Raw genomic sequence first — 18,563 nt, 5'->3', positions numbered from 1 at the left:
AGCGGGAGCCGCCGGGCCCGCTGCGCCGCTAGGCGGTGGGGTCACGTGGTTCATGGTGTCTTTCATTCTGTGCGGCGCACGATGAGCACGGTCACATCGTCGCGCCCGCGCCCGTAGTCACGTACCAGTACCGCAACGGCCAGGCCCGGGTCACGGCCGAGCAGCGCGGTCACCGCCTCTGGGGGCCAGCGCGATTGCAGGCCGTCGCTGTGGCACACCACCATCGCATGCGCGGGCCAGTCCATGCAAATGTCCTGCACCTGGCGCATCTGTACCCCGACGGTGCCGTGTTGCACCAAGACCGACCGGTTGTACACGCCGCTCACCAGCCGTATGGCGACATTGCCGGCACCGGCAGCCAGCAGTGTGCCCGCCTCGCCATCGAGCTGCACGCAGGTCACCGCAGCGCCGCGTGTCATCCGCAAAGCGGCATGGGCATCTTCAAGGCCAGCCTTGATATCGCCAAACGGCTGCTTCAAAAAAACCTCGACTGCCGCCTGTGAGGCTTCGGCCGCGCGCACACCATGGCCCAAGCCATCGGCCACGAGGAGCGCAGCGCGCGGGCCATCCAGTGCCAGGGCCCAGGCATCGCCGCAGACGGTTTCGCCCGGCGCCGGCACGGCCATCACCGACACGCGAAATGCCCGCTGCTGCGCGGCTTGCGTGGTCGCGGGCCGAAAGCGCGCCAGCACCACGGTGCCCTTGCCAGGCTCGGAGTGGATGTCGAAATCCGCCGACAGGCGCTCCACGGCGCCCAGGCCTGTGCCTGGCGTGCCTCCCGTCGAGTACCCGTCGCGCATCGCCTGCGGCAGATCGGCAATGCCGGGCCCCTCATCGACCGACAGGATCTCCAGCTCGGGCGCGTCGCCACTGCGGGTGGCGATCCACAGCTGCCCCTGCTGCGCATGCCGGCAAAGGTTGTTGCCCAGCTCGTTGACGACAATCGCCGCCTGGCCAGCCAGCACATCGTCAAAGCCCAGCGTGCGCGACAAGTGGGCGACATGGCGCCTGGCTTCGCCCACGCAACTGGGGTCGGAGACGGAAAAGGCGCGGTGGGTCGTGCCCTGAATTATTTCCATCGGGTCACGCTGACGCAGGTGCCAACCCCCACCGTTGATTCCAGCTCGAAGTCATGGACCAGCCGCTTGCTGCCCGACAGTCCCAGCCCCATGCCCTTGCCCGAGGTCCAGCCATCTTTGAGGGCCAGGCCCAGGTCCGGGATACCCGGCCCCTGGTCCCGAAAGCGCAGGCGAAGCCCCTGGCGCAGGCCATCGGCCAGCAGCTCCCATTCCATGTCACCGCCCCCGCCGTAGACCACCGTATTGCGCGACAACTCGCTGGCAGCCGTGATCATCTTGGTCTGGTCGACCAGCGAGAACTTCAGCTGAACGGCCAGCTTGCGCACCATCTGGCGGCTGGCGACGATGTCAGCCTCACTGCGCAAGGGTACGGAGCCCTGGGTTTCATGCGACAAAGTCATCTCCATCAGCGCGGGCTTGCAAAAGCGCCATCCCGCGGCTCACATTCAGTGCGGTTTTGACACCGTCGAGCGACATGCCCAGCTCTACCAGCGTGATGGCGACCGCCGGCTGCATGCCGACAACCACCGTGGTGGCATCCAGAATCTGGCCAATGCCCGATATCGCCGCCAGCATGCGGCCCACGAAGGAATCGACGATTTCCAGGGCGGAGATGTCGATCAGCACGCCGCTGGCGCCCGTCTTCGAGATCTGCTCGGCCAGGTCATCCTGCAGCGCCATGGCAGTCTGGTCTTCCATATCGATCTGGATGGTGACCAGCAAGGTCTGCCCCATGCGCAAAATAGGAATGCGGTACATGGTGCGTGGCCTACTTGGTCTTTGTGAAGGTATAGCCGTTGCGCTTGAGCGCCAGCGCCAGTGCATCGGCCAAGGTCGCCTTGGTCGTCACCGACTGCAGGTCGATGCCCAGATGCACGATGGTTTGTGCAATTTGCGGACGGATGCCGCAAATAATGCAATCGGCGCCCATCAGGCGGATGGCGGTCACGGTCTTGAGCAGGTGCTGGGCCACCAGGGTGTCCACCGTAGGCACGCCGGTGATGTCAATGATGGCCAAGGCCGACTCGGTCTCCACGATGCGCTGGAGGAGCGACTCCATCACCAGCTGCGTCCGGCTCGAATCGAGTGTGCCGATCATCGGTACCGCCAGCACACCCTCCCACAGCTTGATGACCGGGGTGGACAGCTCCAGCAGTTCCTCCTGCTGGCGGGAGATGAGTTGCTCGCGTGTGCGCTGGTAAGCGTCCATCGTCCATTGCGCCAGTGCATCGACGTACCGCGTCACCTGTGCAATCGCCTCGACCAGCGTATGCGAGTCGGTGGCCAGCTCCCGCTGCAAGGCTTCGAAGATCGGTTGCTTGAGCGCCAGCACAAAGGCACTGGTGCTGCCTGCCGTGCTGCCCTGCGCCGCGCGCGAGGCGGACAGGCGCTCCAACGCTGCTTTGACCGGCTGCCATGCGGCAGAGCCGGAGTTCTGCAGATCACCGGAGGCCACCGCGGGCAGCAAGGCCGTCAGGATTTCTGCGGCCTCGGTTCGCGCTTTTTCCGGGGCCTGCGGACCGCTAGCAGCCAGCATCCAAGAATCGACCAGCGCGGATTTCTCGCGCTCCAACAACCCGACCAATAACTGCTGATGAGTGCGCACGGCAACCCCTTTGTGAACGTCAATATGTTTACACCTGTAAGAATTATGGTGCAGCGCCACTGCGGCTGGCCCCGTCAGCAGGGTTCTGCCTGCATGTCGGCGCCTTGGCCTACACAACGGACAGGGCTGTGGGGGATCGGACCCCCTGCCCGACAGGCGTTTGCGCTTCTCCCGATGAGATCGCGCCCGGCCCCAGGCCAGCCGCCAGAATATGTGTCCGCGCACCGGAGGAGGGCATGGCAAACAGCGTGCCTGGCACGCCCTTCAAGCCCATGAATCCATGTAAAAAAGTTCAATTTTGGTTTTTTGGATCGGCGGCTACAGCGCTATACGCCAACTCCTACTTGGAACCTGCGAGGAGGAAGGCCACCATCAAGGGCATCTTTTCCACCCACAGGAGTCCACGATGACCAAACCACGCTATGACGAAGCCGCCTTGAAAGACCTGCTGCTGCAGATGATGGAGACTGAACTCGGGGGTGAGCAGGTCTACCGCGCTGCACTGGACTGCGCGGTCAACGAAGACCTCAAGAAGGAATGGCAGGAATACCTGGACGAAACCCTGACCCACCAGAAAATCGTGCGCGCCACCTGTGAAAGGCTGGGCATCAACGCCGATGAGGCGGCCCCGTCGCGCCAGGTCGTCAAGCACATTGGCCTGTCGCTGGTCAAGGCGATGCAGCTGGCCCAGGCCGGCGGCGATCCCCAGGCAGCCGAAGTGGTCGCCTGCGAATGCGTGGTCCATGCCGAAACCAAGGACCATGCGAACTGGGAGCTGCTTGGCAAGGTGGCAGACGTGGCCAAGGGGGATACGGCCAAGGCATTGAAGGAGGCACACAGCCAGGTGGAGAAGGACGAGGACCACCACCTCTACCACACCCAGGGCTGGTGCCGTGAGCTGTCGATCGCGCGCATGGGCATGCCAGCGGTGCTGCCGCCGCCTGAAGAAGTGAAGAACGTCGAGACGGCGATTGGTGCCTCCCGGGCCGAGCAGCAGCGCGAGCGCATGCTCTGAGGAGGGGCGTCTGCCCATGCCTGCCCAGCCGTCCTTGCAGCCCACGCGGCTGCCTCGCAGCCAGGTGGCGATGCTGTTGGTGGATGTGATCAACCCGTTCCAGTTTCCGGGGGCCGACCGCATGCTGCCGGACATTCTGGAGGCAGCACGTGCCATCGCGCAGCTCAAGCGCCGCATGCGCCAGCGCGGGGCCATCGCCGTCTATGCCAACGACAATTACGGCACCTGGCACAGTGAGTTCAGCGATGTGCTGGGCAACTGCCAAGCGTTGCCGGGGCTGCGCGGCGATGTTGCACAAATGCTGGCACCGCACGCGCAGGACCTGCGCGTTCTCAAACCCCAGCATTCGGGCTTCCATTCCACCCCTTTGCAGCATCTGCTGTCCAAGATGGGGGTCAAGAAGGTCGTCGTCGTCGGCTTCATCACCGATATGTGCGTGTTCACGACGGCGACCGATGCCTGCATGCTGGGCTACCAGGTGGCGGTGCCGTCGGATTGCACTGCCAGCGTGACGGCCGAGCGCAAGTGCGCGGCACTCGCGCAGCTGAAAACCGCGTTTGGCTGCTCCACGGCCAAAGGCCGCTGAAACGTCCCAAGAGGTGTTCATGTTCGAAATGGATCTGGATGTGTGGGAGCTCATCGCCAGAGGGGCGGTGGTCTATGTCGTGTTGCTGCTGCTGATGCGGATGAGCGGCAAGCGTACGGTCGGCCAGTTCACGCCGTTTGATCTGCTGGTGGTGATGCTGCTGAGCGAGGCGGCGGGGCCCTCGATGGTCGGCAAGGACCAGTCGCTGTGGGGCGGGCTGATCGTCTGCGCAGTGCTGCTGCTGGTCAATGCCCTGGTGGCCTTGGTGACGACCCACTTCGGCGCGGCCGAGCGCATTTTGGAGGGAGAGGCGGTGCTGCTGGGCCGCGACGGGGTGCTGTTCGACGCCGTCAGAAAGCGCCACCGCATCTCCCGCAACGAGATCAACACCGCCTTGCGGGCATGCGACTGCGAGATGGACCAGGTGCAGTCGATGTTTCTGGAGGCTGATGGCCAGATCACGGTGCAAAAAATCCCGTCCGCGCGCACCGAACGCTGACGCAGCAACCGCTGACGCGGCCGCGCGGACCCGGGCGCGGCTGCGGTGCAAGACACTGCGCCCACGCCACACCGCCCCGCCATGCCCATGCAGGCATGGCGATTGCCGCCGGGGCTGGTATCGCTCCATGTCAGGGGCACCTGCCGTGCTGCGGGTGCGCTGACCTCCATCCCGGGGAGCGAGGCCCACGGAGAGCGCGCATGCACCTGCTGGTGACTGGCGGCGCAGGCTATATCGGATCGCATATGTGCCTGCGCCTGCTCGAACACGGCGATGACGTCACGGTCATCGACAACCTCTGCAACAGCGCCCCAGAGGCGCTGCGCCGCGTGCAGCAGATGGCAGGGCGCAAATTGCGCCTGGTGGTCGGCGACGTGCGTGATGGCAGCGCACTGCAGCAGGCGTTGACGGGCCCACACAAGGTGGATGCGGTGCTGCATTTTGCCGGACTGAAGGCCGCAGGCGCCTCGGTGGCGCTGCCGGTCCACTATTACGCCAGCAATGTCGCCGGGAGCTTGCAGCTGCTGGAAGCGATGCAGGCCCAGGGCGTGCAGACCCTGGTGTTTTCGTCGTCGGCCACCGTCTACGGCGCGCCGCTGCCCCAGCACCTGCCGCTGACCGAATCGGCCCCCTGCGGCAACACGCAGAACCCCTATGCGAGCAGCAAATGGATGGTGGAGCGCTGCCTGGCCGATCTGCAGGCGGCGTCGCCGGACTGGCGTATCGCCTGCCTGCGCTATTTCAACCCGTTCGGCGCGCATGCCAGCGGGCGGCTGGGGGAGCACCCGATCGGCGTTCCCAACAACCTGATGCCGTTCATCAGCCAGGTCGCCAGTGGGCGCCGCGCCCACCTGTCCATCTTTGGGGCGGATTACCCCACGGCCGATGGCACCTGTGTGCGCGACTATCTCCATGTGATGGACCTGGTGGAGGGCCATATGGCTGCGTTGCAGTACCTGCGTGGCCAGCGCCAAGGGGGGATGGTCACCGTCAACCTGGGCACCGGCCGGGGCTATTCGGTGCTGGAGATGGTGCGCGCCTTTGAAGCCGCCAACGGCCTGCGCATTCCGTTCCGGATCGAGGCGCGGCGGCCGGGCGATGTGCCGGCCTACTTTGCCGACGCAACGCGCGCCAGGCAGTTGCTGGGCTGGCGTGCCACCCGCAGCCTGCACGACATGTGTGTGGACAGCTGGCGCTGGCAGCGCGACAACCCCGACGGCTACACCGAGCGGCATTGCGGGAGCCCGCTGGGCGCTTGCCGGTAAGGCGCCGCCCGGTGCCCCGGCTCAGTGCAGCGGCGCGGTGGTGCTAAGTTGGCCGTTTTTGTACAGGCCCTCTTCAATGAGCGCGCACAGCGCGTGGCCGACAAAGATATGCGCTTCCTGGATGCGGGCCGTGGTCGCAGAAGGCACGACGATCGCCGCATCACACAGGCTGCGCAGGCGCCCGCCGTCGCGGCCGGACAGTGCGACCGTGCTGATCTGCAGGCGCTGGGCGGCCTCGACCGCCTTGACGACATTCGCCGAAGTACCCGAGGTGGAGATGGCCAACAGGCAGTCACCGGGGCGCCCCAGGCCGATGACCTGGCGGGAGAACACCTCGCTGAAATCGTAGTCGTTGCCAATACAGGTCAGCGCCGAGCTGTCGGTGGTTAGCGCGATGGCCGCCAGGGGACGGCGGTCCTGCACAAAGCGGCCGGTCAGCTCGGCGGCAATGTGCTGGCTGTCGGCGGCCGATCCGCCATTGCCGCAGAGCATCAGCTTGCCGCCGCTGCTCAGGGTGCGCACCACCATCGCGGCGGCGTTCTGCACGTCCGCCTGCAGGCTGTCCAAGGTGTCAAACAGGCTCAGGTGCTCGCGCAGTGCCACGGCATAGGAGCGCGGCTCTTCGGCGCTGAGCGGAAGCGGCGGGAGGGGCAGGTTCTTGAAGGCTCTCATGTGGAAATCCCCATGGTTTGGATATGGTGGGCGCGGCGTATCAGCGCGGTGGTCGAGTGGCCGGGCAGGTAGTCGAGGATGGCGGTGATGCCGCCCCATTGCTCCATCAGGCGCGCTTCCTGCAAGGTGCTTTCGTGGTAGTCGCCGCCCTTGACGTAGATGTCTGGCCGCAGCGCTTCGATCAGGGCCAGCGGGGTTTTTTCGTCGAACAGCACCACCAGGGACACGCACTCCAGCGCGGCAATCAGTGCGGCACGCTCGGCTTCCGGGTTCAGCGGCCGGCCGGGGCCCTTGGCCAGCATCTGGACCGAACGGTCGGTATTGATGCCGACCACCAGCGACGCGCCCTGCTGCTGCGCCGCTTCCAGGCATTCGACATGGCCCAGGTGCAGCAGGTCGAACACGCCATTGGTGAACACCAGCGGGCGGGGCAGCGCCCGGGCACGCTGCGGCATATCGGGGCGGGGGCAGATTTTGTCGGTGTACATAGGATGGGAGGCCTGTGGTGGTCAGGGAATGCCGCGCAGCAGCGCTGGCATCGGGGTGGTGATCAGGGGTGCATGGGCGCGCGAGGGCAACGGCTGTGCCACTGAAGGCGATGGCGCTGGCACCGGCAGTCCCAGCAGGTCGAGTACGGCGTGCACCACGCGTTCCGGCTCGATCAGCGCCAGGCAGTGGTGGTGCAGCTGCGGGCACAGGCTCTTGAGGCAGTTCCTGCAAGGCACGTCGTGGCTCAGCACCCGCGAGGGAGACTGCCATGGCGTGTGCTGCGGGTTGGTCAACGCATACAGCACGACCACCGGCGTCTGCAGCGCCGCTGCGATGTGCGCCGGCCCGGTGTTGTTGCAGACCAGGGCGCGCGCACCGGCAATCAGCGCGGCCAGCTCACCCAGGCTCAGATGGCCCATCAGGTTGACCGGCATCTGCGGCATCTGGGCCGTGGCCTCGATGGCCAGGCCGATCTCATCACGCGCGCCGCTGAAGATGATCTGCATGCCCGTGTGTGCCTGCAACTGCGCAGCTGCACGCCCAAAGGCCGCCGCCGGATAGCGCCGGGATGCGGCGCTGGCACCGGGGTGCACCACCAGATAGGGGCGGCTGGCATCGCCGCCAAAGGCGGCCATCGTCTCGCGCATGCGCTGCACATCCTGCGCACTGTACTGCAGCTGCAGGCGCTCGTCGCGGGTCTCGAAGCCCACATGGCACACCAGGTCCAGCTGCCGTTGCACCTCATGGCGTGCCACGGCGATCGCGGTGTCGGTCTCCGGCACCCAGTCGCTCAGCAGCGCATAGGGGTTCTCACGCGCATGGGCCAGCCGCAGCGGAATGCCCGCCAGCCTGCAGGTCAGCGCGGCCGGCAGCGCGCTTTGCGTACAGACCGTGAACACCACGGCCGCATCGAACTGGTGCCGGGCCAAGGTCTCGATCAGGCGCAGATCGGTCTGCGCCGAGCGGCTTTGGCTGCCAGGACCGCCAGACCAGGGCGCGTCATAGATGAGGGTCCGGTCGACCGCCTTGATGCGGCGGGCCGCCTGCGCGCCGGCGGCCGAGGTCAGCAAGGTGACGCGTGCCTGGGGGTGGCCGCTGTGCAGCGCACGCAGTGCCGGCGAGGTCATCAGCACATCGCCCATGTTGTCCAGGCGCACCGCCAGGATGTTGCGGGCCTGGGCCCAGCGGCTGTTCATGGCCATGAGGTCTCCTGGTCGGGCAGCACCATCACTTCGGCCACGACCGAGCCGCGCGGCATGCCCAGCAGAAACTGCACCATGCTGGCCACGTTGTCCGGGTCCTGCAGCAGCGTCTGGTCGATATCCGGAAAGCGCTCCAGCAGAAAAGGGGTGCGCATGCCGCCAGCAAACAGCGTGGTCACCCGGATGCCCAGCGCGCGCAGCTCGGTATGCATCGCTTCACTCAGGCCCCGCAGGCCCCATTTGCTGGCGTGGTAGGCACTGGCATTGGGCCAAGCCCGCAAGGAGGCTGTCGACGCGACGTTGACGATGTGCCCGCCCCGGCCCGCGTCCGATTGGCGCAGCAGCGGCAGCGCCGCCTTGGTCAGCAAAAACGGCCCATAGAGGTTGGTGTCCACCACGCGGCGCCATTCCTGCTCGCCGATCTCGTCAATCGATGCCGTATGGTCGGTGCCGGCGTTGTTCACCAGGATATCGAGGCCGCCCCATTGCGCCTGCAACGCGGCCATGGCCTCGGCCACTTCGGCGGGCTTGCTGACATCAAAGTGCAAGGACATCGTTGCGGTGCCCCAGCCGTCGGAGCACAGCGCCACCTTGCCGACTTTGCCGCCCTGGCCCGAGGGCAGGTCGGCCAGCGCAACGCGGGCACCAGCGCCCACCAGCTGCTTGGCGATGGCAGCGCCCAGGCCGCTGGCCGCTCCGGTGACCAGCGCAATCTTGTTGTGCAAAGCATGCATGTTGGGTTCCCATTGATAGTCTTCCCATCCCTGGGCAATCGCCATGCCCGCACGCTGCCCACCGCTGCCGCAGCGCCGGCTGGGCTGCGGGTAAGCGATGCCGCAACGCTGCCATGCCATCGGTAAATGCTGCCGCAGCATCGTCCAGCACCCCCGGCGCGGCGTGGCTGGCAGGTACGCCGCTTGCCCCCGGTTGGCATGCTCTTGGACACCCTGACTTCCCAATCGGCCTGGCTTTCCAGGATCTTCGGCTTTGTGCTGGTGCAGATGGGCGACCTCCGGGTCACCGTCGGCACCCTTGCCAAACTGCTGCTGCTGGTCACCCTGCTGGTATGGTTTGCCGGCGCGATGCAGCGCTGGCTGGTGCGCCATATGCCGCAGCGCTGGCATGTGGACGAGGGCACCCGCATCGCGATTGCGTCGGTGCTGCGCTACCTGGTGCTGGTGCTGGGCATGGTGCTGATCCTGCAGAATGTCGGCATCAAGTTGTCGGCGCTGGGTGTTGTCGCCGGGGCCGTGGGTGTCGGCGTGGGTTTTGGTCTGCAGAACATCGTCAGCAACTTCATCAGCGGGCTGATCGTGATGCTGGAGCGTCCGATCAAGGTCGGCGACCGGGTCGAAGTGGGCGCCGTCGAGGGCGTGGTGCGCGAGATATCGGCCCGGCGCACGACGATTGTCACGGCGGACAACATCGCGGTGCTGATACCGAACCAGCGCTTCATTGTCGAGAATGTCAGCAATGCCGCGTACCTGGGCGAGCCGGTACGCCTGCGGCTGACTGCCGGTGTGCCGCCGGCCACGGACCGGGCTGCACTGCTGCAACTGTGGCGCCAGGTGGCAAGCGCCCATGCAAAGGTGCTGGCCGAGCCTGCGCCCGCGCTGCTGCTGCGCAACCCGGGCGGCAGCCCGCAGTGGGAGCTGACCGCCTGGTACTGGCCCGAATCGACCAGCCGCGAGCAGCTGTCCAGTGAGCTGGCGGCGGCTTTCGCCGAGCACGTGCCGCGCCTCGAGGCAGCACATGGTTGAGGCCGCAACGCCAGGCCCGGCTGCTGCCGCTGAGGCGCCGCCGCCGCAGCGCTGGGCGCTGGCGGCGCAGCTGTGGCAGGCCGCCTGGCGTTTTCGGGGGCGTACCGTGCTGGCCGTGCTGCTGCTGGTGCTGGCCAAGCTCGCCAGCGTGGCGGTGCCGCTGGTGTTCAAGAAGATCATCGACCTGTTCAGCACCCCGGGCAGCCTGGTCAGCGACGTGGTGCCCGGCACCTCGCCGCTGTTGCCCGGCGGCGGCCATGTGCTGGTGCTGCCATTGCTGCTGCTGGCCGGCTACGCGCTGCTGCGCTTTTGCAGCACCTTGTTCACCGAGCTGCGTGACCTGTGCTTTGCGCGGGTGACGCTGGTGACGGTGGCCGATTTTGCGCAGCGCGCGCTGGCGCATCTGCACCGCATGGGGCCGCGCTTTCACCTGCAGATGCAGACCGGTGCGCTGATCCGCGATGTGGAGCGGGGCACGGCAGCGGCCGGTTTCTTGCTGGCGGCGGCGCTGTTCACCTTGCTGCCTACGGTGGTGGAGATCGCTGCGGTGGTGGCGATTCTGGCGATGGCCTACAGCGCCTGGTTCACCGCCATCATTGGCGCCACCTTTGTCGCCTATGCGGCCTACACCGCAGTCATGACGCGGCGCCGCGTGGCGCGCCAGCGCCAGGTCAATGCGATGGACTCCCGGGCCAGCGGCCTGCTGCTGGACAGCCTGGTGAACCAGGAGGCCGTGCGCAACCATGCGCATGAAGCGCAGGAAGTGGCACGCTACGGGAGCGCGCGGCTGCAGTGGGTGGCGCAAAGCGTCGAGAGCCAGAAGGCGCTGTCGGCCCTGCACCTGGGCCAGGGCGCGATCATCGCCGCCGGTGTCGGCGCGGTCATGGTGTTTGCCGGGCTGCAGGCGCTGCAGGGGCACATCACGGTAGGCGATCTGGTGCTGCTCAATGCCTATGTGATCCAGATCTGCCTGCCGCTCAATGCGCTGGGCTTTCTGTTCCGCGAGGCGAGAGACGCGCAGACCCATCTGGAGACCTTGCGGCAATTGCTGGCCTGGCCGCCCGAGGTGCAGGACGGTCCCCAGGCGCAGCCACTGCCGGTCTCGCATGGCGAGGTGGTGTTTGAGCATGTGGATTTCTCCTATGAACCCGGCCGGCAGGTGCTCTGGGATGTGAGCTTTCGCATCGCTGCAGGGCAGACCTTGGCGGTGGTCGGCGGCAGCGGCTCGGGCAAATCCACGCTGGCACGGCTGCTGCTACGTGTCTACGATCCGCAGCAGGGCAGGGTGCTGGTCGATGGCACCGATATCCGCACGGCCACCTTGGCCAGTCTGCGCCAGGCCGTCGGCATTGTTCCGCAGGACAGCAGCCTGTTCAACGACAGCGTGGCCTACAACATCGCCTATGGCCGCCCGGGCGCGGGCATGGCCGATATCGTCCAGGCCGCACAGGCGGCCCAGATCGATGCGCTGATCCGCACGCTGCCGCAGCAGTACGACACGCCGGTAGGCGAGCGGGGCATGAAACTCTCGGGCGGCGAAAAGCAGCGCATCGCGATTGCGCGGGCGTTCCTGAAAAATGCGCCGGTCATGATCCTGGACGAGGCAACCTCGGCGCTCGACACCCGCTCGGAAAAGGCCATCCAGGTGCAGCTGGACCGGCTCTCGGCGCAGCGCACCACGCTGGTGATCGCGCACCGGCTCTCGACCATCGTCGATGCCGACCAGATCCTGGTGCTGGACAAGGGCCGCATCGTCGAGCAGGGGCGCCACGACGAGCTGCTGGCGCAGCGCGGCCTGTATGCGCAGCTGTGGGAGCTGCAGCTGCAAAAGCAGGAGTTCGACCGGGCTGAGCGGCGCCTGTTGCGCCAGTCGCTCCAGTTGGCGGTGCTGCTGGCCAATGTCGTCGATGGCATTCGCGCTCCGCTCGACGCCCGCGGGGTGCAGCTGTACACCCATCTGGCGTCCGAGCCGCTGTATGTCAGTGGCGACCCGGCAGTGCTGTCGCAGGCGCTGACCGACATTGCGCTGCATGCCATCCAGGCGAGCCCGCCGGGCGGGCGTATCGAAATCCGGCTGGAGCGTGTGCAGCAGCGTGCGCGCATCCTGTTGAGCGACAGCAGCCACCGCGCGCCAGCGCCGTCCCAGGCCCCGCCCCCCGGGGCGGCCAGGCTGGACCCGCTGGTGCTGGCCTCGGCCCTTGAGCGCCAGGGCGGGCGCTTCGAGATACAGCTGCCCACGGCGCTGCGTGGCGCGCGTTACCTGGTCGAGCTGCCGCTGCGGGCGCCGGAGGAATCCCCCGATGCCGCGCCCCAGGCGCAGCAGCAGCCCGGCCAGCGCCTGGCGGCGCTGCAGGTGATGGTCGTCGATGACAGCGGCAGTGCCCGCGCATCACTGGCGCAGCTGCTCGGCCAGGAGGGCGCGGAGGCCGCGTTGTTTGCCGACGGTGCGCAAGCGCTCGGCTGGCTGCAAAGCCGGGGTGGGGCGAATGGCGCGCCTTGGCCGCAGGCACTGCTCTGCGATATATCGCTGGGCGAGGAGGATGGACGGCAGGTATTGCGGCAAATTCGGGCGTTGGAGGAGGAGCGCGGCCTGCCGTTGGAGCAGCGCATGTTCGCCGTGGCCCTGACCGGCGCCGACCTGCCCAGCGAACGGCTGGTGGCGCTGATGTCCGGCTTTCAGACGCATCTGCCCAAGGCGGCGCTGCCTACTGCGCTGGTGCCGATGCTGGCCCAGCTCACCGGGACCGCGCAGGCACGCGGATTGCCCGATGAACCAGGCAGGCCCGCTCCGAGGCCTGATGTCACATGAAAGGACTCAGCAATGACACAGCATGACGACAACGGCCGCCAAAGTGCACGCCGCCAGATGCAGCAGGACATGGAAGACCGGCAGCAAGGCGGTGGGCGCAGCCAGGAAGACTACCGCCGCCCATCCGGTGGCAGCGGCCAGGGTGACTGGCGGTCCGAGCAACAGCAAGGCGGCTACCAGAACGAGCAGCAAGGCGGCTACCGGGGCGAACAGCAAGGCGGCTACCGGGGCGAGCAGCAAGGCGGCAGCTACGGCGGTGAGGGCGGCTATGGACGCGGCGCTTCAGGCGGCTACCAGGACGACTATGACCGTGGCTATGGACGCGGTTCGCAGGGGCGCGGCCAGCCAGGGCGCGGTCAAGGCGGCGAGGCCTGGGGCGGGGGCTACCAGGGCAGTACGGGCGGCGGTGGCTATTCGCAAGGCTATGGCTCCAGCTCCGGCCAGCGTGGCTTCTATGACGACCAGGACTTCTCACGCGGCGGACGCCAGGGTGGCCAGGGTGGCTACCAGGGGAACTACCAGGGCTCGCAGGGCGGCTACCAAGGGGGCTCGCAGGGCAGCTACCAGGGCGGTTTTCCCGGCGGCGGCCCGCAGGACTTTGGCCGCAGCTACGACAGCCAGGGTCAGGGCGGGCAGACCTACTCCCGCCAGGGACAGCAAGGTGGGCGCCACCAGCAAGAGCACTACGACCCCGACTACCACCAGTGGCGCGATGAGCAACTCCACGCGCTCGACGAGGATTACCGCTCCTGGCGCAACGACCGCTACAAGAAGTTCTCCGATGAGTTCTCCCAGTGGCGCAGCCAGCGCGCAGGCCAGGGCGGCCAACGGGGTGGCAGTACCGGCAGCGGCAGCACCGCCGGCAACACCAGCGCCAGCACCGGTGGCGGCTCCAGCGCGGGCACCAGTGGCAGTGCGGACTCCGGCGCCGGCAGCAGTGCCGGTGGCAGCACGAGCAGTGGCAAGGACAGCGGTACCTTGTCGACCGGCCAGAGCGGCTCGGCGTCCGGCGGCAAGACCAGCAAGTAAACCCGGCTTCGCGGTCTGAACGCTGCCCCCGCCTGTGATGGGCGGGGGCATTGCCATTCCTATTGCCGCTTCAGCTGTGGCGCCGGCGCTTTTCCACCGGCTCCAGCCGCAGCAGCTGCCGGTACTTGGTCACCGTACGGCGGGCCACGACCAGGCCTTGCGCGGCCAATTGGCGGGTGATGTCGGCATCCGACAGCGGCTGCAACGGGTTTTCTGCAGCGATCAACTCGGCAATCACCTCGCGGATCGCGGTGGCCGAACAGGTCTTGCCACTGGCGCTCAGCAACGGGCGAGAGAAAAAATGCTTGAGCTCGAACACGCCCTGGGGCGTGGCGATGTACTTGTTGTTGGTGACACGCGAGACGGTGGATTCATGGATGCCCAGCTCCTGCGCAATTTCGCGCAGCATCAGCGGCTTCATCGCCATCGCGCCAAACTCCAGAAAGCGGTGCTGGCGCCGCACCAGCGCCTGCGCAACATCCAGGATCGTCGCGCAGCGCTGCTCGACGTTGCGCAAGGTCCAGCGGGCATCCTGCAGATGCTCGCCCAGATCGGCATGGCCGCGTTGCCGGTGGCGCTGGAACAGGCTTTCATAGACCCGGTTCATCCGCACCCGGGGCATCGCTGCGGGGTTGAGCTGCACATGCCAGTGCGCACCGCTGCGCTGCACGATCACATCCGGCACGATGTAGTCCACCTGCTGGGCGCCATAGGCCCAGCCGGGGTGCGGGTTGAAGCGCTTGATGGCATCCATCGCCCGCTCGATGTCACAGCGGCCTTTTTTCAGCTGCCGGGACAGTTTGGCCACATCATGGGACGCCAGCGCGCGCAGATGGTCCTGCACCATCGCCAGCGCCAGCGCGCGTACTTCCGGATCGGCAATCGTCTCGCACTGCAGCGCCAGGCATTCGCCAACATTGCGGGCGGCCGTGCCGGCGGGCTCCAGCGATTGCACCAGGCGCAGTGCCACCAGCAGCTCGTCCATCTCGAGTGCAGGGCTGGCGGGCAGCAGCGCCAACAGGTCCTCGAGCGGCGTGCGAAGATAGCCGTCATCGTCCAGCGACTCGACAATGGCGCGCGCCGCACACAGGTCTCTGGGATTCAACGGCATCACGTTGAGCTGGCTGTGCAGGTGCATGGCCAGGCTGACCGGGCTGGCGGCCAGGTCCATCGCCGACGGCTCGAGCCCGGCACTGACCTGGGCGCCCAGGCCCGGCTCAGCGGTCCACATCAGCCGGTCGTCGGCCGCCGCATCATGCAGCACCACACTGGGCTCCTGTTCCTCGCTGTCATCGGGCTCTTCGAGAAACGGGTTTTCGTCGATCTTGTGCCGCAGCAGCGCCGAAAATTCGAGCGACGACATCTGCAGCATCTGCACCGCCCGCTGCAGCCGTGGTGACAGGGTCTGGGACTGGTGCGTGTCGGCGCGCAATAGCATGGAGCCCATGTGCATTCCTTGTGGTGAAGCTAAACACAGCCGTCAATGCAATGATCATGCCCAGTGGCGCAGTGGGGGCGGGCCTGCATGCCGCCGGGAGCGCAAACTGCAGAGGCAGTGGGGACCGGCGCGGTGGTTGCGGCGAAAACGGCCCGCAGCGCAGATCCGGATGCCCGTATTTGCAGAAAATCTTTCCGTCTGATGGCGGTTCCATCGGCAATTTCTGCCAGCGCGGCAAAGCTAGGAAGAGGTACAGACATGCACAACAGCAGCGGGCCAGGCCCGGCAAGAACGGGCGATAGCCGCAGCGGTACCCACTGCGGCGGCAAAAGCGGGCAGGACACAGCATGGACAGCACATTGAAACCGGGGCTCGTCTGTCTGCTGGTCGTCGCCGCCGCTGCCGGTGCGGCGGCGGCGATGGCCCTGGTGGACCGCTGGGGTGCAGGCACATCCAGCCGCGCTGCGGCCGGCTGGCTGGCACTGTGGCTGGCCGTGGCGTTGGGCGTGCTGCTGGGCTGGCGCTGGCGGGCGGCGGCAACTGCCAGCCGGCCCACGGCAGTAGACCCCGGATTGCGGGCAGCCGCTTACCGCCAGGTCGCCGACCGCTTTTCCCATGAGCTGAACAACCAGCTGGGCATCATGAGCAACAGCGCCTACCTGATCGAGCGGCGCTCGCAGGACCCCCGGCTGGACATGCCGGTGCAGGCCATGCTGCGGGCGGCCGACTGTGCGAGCAAGCTGGGCTTTCACCTGTACCGGCTCAGCAGCAGCCAGGGCAGGCCGGGGCAGACCATGGACATCAGCCATTGGCTGCCCAGCCTGCAGGATGTGATGGCGCTGGCGTTGGGCAAACGTGCCAGCCTCGACCTGCATGCCGCGCCTGCAGGCCTGCAGATCTGCATCGATCCAGATGCGCTGGAGCTGGCGATGGCGAGCCTGCTGTCCGGCATCGGGCCCAAGCTGGAACCTGGCAGCCGTGTCGGCCTGAGCGTGCACCAACTGGAGACTGCAGAAGGCTGGCCGATCCCGCCCGGCGCCTATGTGGGCCTGCATTTGCAAATGCTCTGTGTGGTGCCGCCCGGCGCGGTGGGCGAGGGGCCCCGGCCTGATGCGCAATGGGTCCCTGCCCAGCAAGCGGACGACGCCGGCATGCAGTTGCTCGGCCAGGTGGTGACGCTCGAAGGGGGGCATGCGCGGCTGCGCGAGGAGCCCGGTGGACGGGTGGCGCTGTGGGTACTGCTGCCCCAGGCGCTGAGCCCGCTGCGGGCAGCCACTTAAGCCCTTGTCCCACGGCCGCTGGGCATGGACCTTGCCGGACCGGGAGGCGGTCGCCTTTGACCGTCACCACAGTCACAGGAGCACACCATGCACTCGTTCCATACCTCGGCCCTGGTAGCCATCTCCGCCTGCATCCTCATGCCTCTGGCCGCCAGCCATGCGCAAACGCCCTCGACGGGCATGTCCGGCAATGCCGACGCCCAGCAGACCCAGCCCGCGTCATCCGGCGCCAACGCCACTGGCCAAGGTGGCAGCAACGCCAGCGGCAGCACGAGCGGCGCCACCGGCAGCAGCGGCACAGCGACGCCACCGGTAGGGGATTACTCCAACCGTCCGGGCGCTCCGAGTTCGCCCGCCAATGCAGGCGGCACGAGCGGTGCAGGCAGTACCGCAACGGACCGTCAGTCCACCGGAGGCGCGGGCACGGGCGGCACCGGCGGCACCAATGGCAACGCCAGCGGTGCCACCGGTGGCAGCAGCAGCGGCAATGGCGCCATGGGCAACACGCGTCCTGCACGCGCCGACCGGGGCTGAGCGCCCCCCACGCCCCCCTGCGCCCTGGCAGCCGCAGCCCGCGCTGCCAAGGGCTGCACGAACGGAAAGGCCTGCCGCAAGCTTTGCACCTCCGGGAGCACATAGGCGTAGCCACCGCCGCTGGAAAATGCAGCGTGTAGGCTGCGGTTGTAAACGGCGATCGGCACGTTGATGCAGCCGTAGGAGATACGGTTGTCGGCGGCCGAGCGGGTCATCAGCCGCGGCAGCCGCCGATCCTGCGGTCCGCCGGGCCGTACCCGGTGCAGCGAGACGGCCGCACCATAGTCCAGCCACAAGATGTCTTCCCCCGCCAGATTGCGTCCCGGCTCCAGCCAGAAGCGCCCGGCAGGTGTCGTGCGTTCATCAGCGCGAATCTGGCCGAGCGGGCGCTGGCCGATGCCGGGCACTGAGGCATCACCTCTGGCACTTCCCAGCAGCACCGCCGTGCTCTCAACCAACTGGCCGCGCGCATCGTAGATCCACAGCCGGGCCTCGCGCTTGTCGACGATCACGAACGGGCGCGCGCGGTGGTCGCCGGTCCGCACAATCCAGTGCTGCATGCTGGCCGCCTCGGCTGAGGGCTGCGCCACCTGCGCTTGGCTGGTGGGCACCAGCAGTACCAGAACGGGCATCAGCGCCCGCGCTGCACTGCAGCGCAGAGAGCCGGCGGTTCGCCGCTGTGGCGGTGGTTGCATACGAATTCCTTCGCTGGGGGGTGGCGCTGGCAGGGCAAATGCTGTGCCGATGCCGCCGCGCGTGGCCCGCAGGAATGCCGATTGCCCGAGACCGGCCATGAAACCCCATAGCCATTTTGTAGACCACGATGCGGCCCGCGCGGCCGTTGCGCTGGCGCTGCCGTCCATCGAGAAACTGCTGCAGTGCCCCGGCGTCAGCGCCTGCCATGTGCTGCATCTGGTGGTGCTCGACCCCGGCCGCCCCCATGGCAGCTGCCCGTTTGATGAAGCGGTGCTCTACGAGCATTCGGTGGGTCCGCGCGCGCACTGGGATGCCGACTACGCCCAGTTTGCGCGCGACAAGGCGCGGCTGTGCTGGCGCCACCGCATGGGGGGCCGCCAGCTGATCCTGATGGAGCCCCACCGTTTGGCCCATGACGACTCCCTGCTCTGGGGCGGCGTCTGGCTGGACGGCCTGGTGGTCGCGGCCAGTGGCGCCCTGTCCAGCTGGGACGAGGCCTGCTCGCTGATGGTGGCGGCCCACTTGCGTGCGATTGCGCTGGACCGCTCCACGGGTATGGAAATTGCCGGGGTACTGGCAGTGAAGTCTTGAACCGGTACAGCGA

19 protein-coding genes are annotated in these 18,563 nt (G+C 67.2%); 9 read left to right on the top strand and 10 right to left on the bottom strand.

Features of this window, described 5'->3' with window-relative positions; all coding sequences use genetic code 11:
* Positions 1-62: 62 nt before the first annotated feature.
* From MJ205_RS11115 to MJ205_RS11100, 4 genes are read right to left on the bottom strand one after another with little or no spacing between them, the layout of a single operon-like run.
* Positions 63-1,079: an ATP-binding protein gene (locus MJ205_RS11115; protein ID WP_239812496.1), complete on the bottom strand. Its 1,017-nt coding sequence runs from the start codon at positions 1,077-1,079 to the stop codon at positions 63-65.
* Positions 1,070-1,486, bottom strand: coding sequence for an anti-sigma regulatory factor (locus tag MJ205_RS11110; RefSeq protein WP_239812495.1), 417 nt, complete (start codon positions 1,484-1,486; stop codon positions 1,070-1,072). The genes MJ205_RS11115 and MJ205_RS11110 overlap by 10 nt, the downstream gene beginning before the upstream one ends.
* A complete protein-coding gene (locus tag MJ205_RS11105; protein ID WP_239812494.1) occupies positions 1,464-1,838 on the bottom strand; it encodes an STAS domain-containing protein in 375 nt (124 codons plus the stop codon). The genes MJ205_RS11110 and MJ205_RS11105 overlap by 23 nt, the downstream gene beginning before the upstream one ends.
* Positions 1,839-1,848: 10 nt before the next feature.
* Complete coding sequence (locus tag MJ205_RS11100; RefSeq protein ID WP_256460976.1) at positions 1,849-2,685, bottom strand: STAS domain-containing protein; 837 nt, start codon at positions 2,683-2,685, stop codon at positions 1,849-1,851.
* Between the two features lie 406 nt (positions 2,686-3,091).
* Here MJ205_RS11100 and MJ205_RS11095 point away from each other — a divergent pair, with 406 nt between their 5' ends.
* From MJ205_RS11095 to galE, 4 genes are all read left to right on the top strand, one after another.
* Positions 3,092-3,700, top strand: a complete 609-nt coding sequence (locus tag MJ205_RS11095) for a hypothetical protein (protein WP_239812493.1) — start codon at positions 3,092-3,094, stop codon at positions 3,698-3,700.
* A gap of 16 nt (positions 3,701-3,716) precedes the next feature.
* Positions 3,717-4,286: a cysteine hydrolase family protein gene (locus MJ205_RS11090; RefSeq protein ID WP_239812492.1), complete on the top strand. Its 570-nt coding sequence runs from the start codon at positions 3,717-3,719 to the stop codon at positions 4,284-4,286.
* Positions 4,287-4,305: 19 nt separating this feature from the next.
* Entirely contained in the window at positions 4,306-4,785 is a 480-nt protein-coding gene (locus tag MJ205_RS11085) for a DUF421 domain-containing protein (protein ID WP_239812491.1), read from the top strand.
* A 200-nt stretch (positions 4,786-4,985) separates the two neighbouring features.
* The gene (gene galE, locus MJ205_RS11080; protein WP_239812490.1) at positions 4,986-6,050 is read left to right on the top strand and encodes a UDP-glucose 4-epimerase GalE; all 1,065 of its coding nucleotides are present in this window, start codon (positions 4,986-4,988) and stop codon (positions 6,048-6,050) included.
* A gap of 21 nt (positions 6,051-6,071) precedes the next feature.
* Here the strand turns inward: galE and MJ205_RS11075 are convergent, their stop codons facing one another.
* The 4 genes from MJ205_RS11075 to MJ205_RS11060 are packed head-to-tail and all read right to left on the bottom strand — an operon-like array spanning position 6,072 to position 9,147.
* The gene (locus MJ205_RS11075; protein WP_256460975.1) at positions 6,072-6,722 is read right to left on the bottom strand and encodes a D-sedoheptulose-7-phosphate isomerase; all 651 of its coding nucleotides are present in this window, start codon (positions 6,720-6,722) and stop codon (positions 6,072-6,074) included.
* Positions 6,719-7,210 (bottom strand): adenylyltransferase/cytidyltransferase family protein, encoded by a 492-nt coding sequence (locus tag MJ205_RS11070; RefSeq protein WP_239812489.1) that lies wholly within the window; start codon positions 7,208-7,210, stop codon positions 6,719-6,721. The genes MJ205_RS11075 and MJ205_RS11070 overlap by 4 nt, the downstream gene beginning before the upstream one ends.
* Before the next feature lie 21 nt (positions 7,211-7,231).
* Positions 7,232-8,413 (bottom strand): lipopolysaccharide heptosyltransferase II, encoded by a 1,182-nt coding sequence (gene waaF, locus MJ205_RS11065; RefSeq protein WP_239812488.1) that lies wholly within the window; start codon positions 8,411-8,413, stop codon positions 7,232-7,234.
* Complete coding sequence (locus tag MJ205_RS11060; RefSeq protein WP_239812487.1) at positions 8,404-9,147, bottom strand: SDR family oxidoreductase; 744 nt, start codon at positions 9,145-9,147, stop codon at positions 8,404-8,406. The genes waaF and MJ205_RS11060 overlap by 10 nt, the downstream gene beginning before the upstream one ends.
* A 198-nt stretch (positions 9,148-9,345) precedes the next feature.
* Between MJ205_RS11060 and MJ205_RS11055 the strand changes: the two genes are divergently transcribed.
* Genes MJ205_RS11055 through MJ205_RS11045 form a run of 3 tightly spaced genes read left to right on the top strand, consistent with a single transcriptional unit; the run spans position 9,346 to position 14,011 of the window.
* Positions 9,346-10,173: a mechanosensitive ion channel family protein gene (locus MJ205_RS11055; protein ID WP_239812486.1), complete on the top strand. Its 828-nt coding sequence runs from the start codon at positions 9,346-9,348 to the stop codon at positions 10,171-10,173.
* Positions 10,166-12,982, top strand: coding sequence for an ATP-binding cassette domain-containing protein (locus MJ205_RS11050; protein WP_239812485.1), 2,817 nt, complete (start codon positions 10,166-10,168; stop codon positions 12,980-12,982). Before MJ205_RS11055 ends, MJ205_RS11050 begins: the two co-directional genes overlap by 8 nt.
* Before the next feature lie 12 nt (positions 12,983-12,994).
* Positions 12,995-14,011 carry a hypothetical protein gene (locus tag MJ205_RS11045; RefSeq protein ID WP_239812484.1) on the top strand — a complete coding sequence of 339 codons (1,017 nt, stop codon included), beginning with the start codon at positions 12,995-12,997 and terminating at the stop codon, positions 14,009-14,011.
* Positions 14,012-14,081: 70 nt separating this feature from the next.
* On the opposite strand, the gene rpoN is transcribed toward MJ205_RS11045, so the two are convergent.
* Positions 14,082-15,458, bottom strand: coding sequence for an RNA polymerase factor sigma-54 (gene rpoN / locus MJ205_RS11040; protein WP_239812483.1), 1,377 nt, complete (start codon positions 15,456-15,458; stop codon positions 14,082-14,084).
* Positions 15,459-15,796: 338 nt separating this feature from the next.
* Here rpoN and MJ205_RS11035 point away from each other — a divergent pair, with 338 nt between their 5' ends.
* Complete coding sequence (locus MJ205_RS11035) at positions 15,797-16,729, top strand: hypothetical protein (protein ID WP_239812482.1); 933 nt, start codon at positions 15,797-15,799, stop codon at positions 16,727-16,729.
* A gap of 401 nt (positions 16,730-17,130) precedes the next feature.
* Here the strand turns inward: MJ205_RS11035 and MJ205_RS11030 are convergent, their stop codons facing one another.
* Positions 17,131-17,895, bottom strand: coding sequence for a L,D-transpeptidase (locus MJ205_RS11030; protein WP_239812481.1), 765 nt, complete (start codon positions 17,893-17,895; stop codon positions 17,131-17,133).
* A 160-nt stretch (positions 17,896-18,055) separates the two neighbouring features.
* On the opposite strand from MJ205_RS11030, the gene MJ205_RS11025 reads away from it, so the two are divergent.
* On the top strand, positions 18,056-18,550 hold the full coding sequence (locus tag MJ205_RS11025) for a hypothetical protein (RefSeq protein WP_239812480.1): 495 nt from the start codon (positions 18,056-18,058) through the stop codon (positions 18,548-18,550).
* Positions 18,551-18,563 lie beyond the last annotated feature (13 nt).

The organism is Comamonas sp. B21-038, from assembly GCF_022387135.1.
Taxonomy (GTDB): domain Bacteria; phylum Pseudomonadota; class Gammaproteobacteria; order Burkholderiales; family Burkholderiaceae_C; genus Comamonas; species Comamonas sediminis.
This window is presented reverse-complemented; position numbering and strand designations above follow the sequence as displayed.

What these genes read in the sequence shown, in the direction of transcription:
- MJ205_RS11105 (WP_239812494.1), bottom strand. Translation starts at nt 1,838, where the DNA reads ATGTACCGCATTCCTATTTTGCGCATGGGGCAGACCTTGCTGGTCACC.
- MJ205_RS11090 (WP_239812492.1), top strand. Translation starts at nt 3,717, where the DNA reads ATGCCTGCCCAGCCGTCCTTGCAGCCCACGCGGCTGCCTCGCAGCCAG.
- MJ205_RS11055 (WP_239812486.1), top strand. Translation starts at nt 9,346, where the DNA reads ATGCTCTTGGACACCCTGACTTCCCAATCGGCCTGGCTTTCCAGGATC.
- MJ205_RS11050 (WP_239812485.1), top strand. Translation starts at nt 10,166, where the DNA reads ATGGTTGAGGCCGCAACGCCAGGCCCGGCTGCTGCCGCTGAGGCGCCG.
- waaF (WP_239812488.1), bottom strand. Translation starts at nt 8,413, where the DNA reads ATGGCCATGAACAGCCGCTGGGCCCAGGCCCGCAACATCCTGGCGGTG.
- MJ205_RS11060 (WP_239812487.1), bottom strand. Translation starts at nt 9,147, where the DNA reads ATGCATGCTTTGCACAACAAGATTGCGCTGGTCACCGGAGCGGCCAGC.
- galE (WP_239812490.1), top strand. Translation starts at nt 4,986, where the DNA reads ATGCACCTGCTGGTGACTGGCGGCGCAGGCTATATCGGATCGCATATG.
- MJ205_RS11035 (WP_239812482.1), top strand. Translation starts at nt 15,797, where the DNA reads ATGGACAGCACATTGAAACCGGGGCTCGTCTGTCTGCTGGTCGTCGCC.
- MJ205_RS11085 (WP_239812491.1), top strand. Translation starts at nt 4,306, where the DNA reads ATGTTCGAAATGGATCTGGATGTGTGGGAGCTCATCGCCAGAGGGGCG.
- MJ205_RS11075 (WP_256460975.1), bottom strand. Translation starts at nt 6,722, where the DNA reads ATGAGAGCCTTCAAGAACCTGCCCCTCCCGCCGCTTCCGCTCAGCGCC.
- MJ205_RS11045 (WP_239812484.1), top strand. Translation starts at nt 12,995, where the DNA reads ATGACACAGCATGACGACAACGGCCGCCAAAGTGCACGCCGCCAGATG.
- MJ205_RS11095 (WP_239812493.1), top strand. Translation starts at nt 3,092, where the DNA reads ATGACCAAACCACGCTATGACGAAGCCGCCTTGAAAGACCTGCTGCTG.
- MJ205_RS11025 (WP_239812480.1), top strand. Translation starts at nt 18,056, where the DNA reads ATGAAACCCCATAGCCATTTTGTAGACCACGATGCGGCCCGCGCGGCC.
- MJ205_RS11110 (WP_239812495.1), bottom strand. Translation starts at nt 1,486, where the DNA reads ATGGAGATGACTTTGTCGCATGAAACCCAGGGCTCCGTACCCTTGCGC.
- rpoN (WP_239812483.1), bottom strand. Translation starts at nt 15,458, where the DNA reads ATGGGCTCCATGCTATTGCGCGCCGACACGCACCAGTCCCAGACCCTG.
- MJ205_RS11115 (WP_239812496.1), bottom strand. Translation starts at nt 1,079, where the DNA reads ATGGAAATAATTCAGGGCACGACCCACCGCGCCTTTTCCGTCTCCGAC.
- MJ205_RS11030 (WP_239812481.1), bottom strand. Translation starts at nt 17,895, where the DNA reads ATGCCCGTTCTGGTACTGCTGGTGCCCACCAGCCAAGCGCAGGTGGCG.
- MJ205_RS11070 (WP_239812489.1), bottom strand. Translation starts at nt 7,210, where the DNA reads ATGTACACCGACAAAATCTGCCCCCGCCCCGATATGCCGCAGCGTGCC.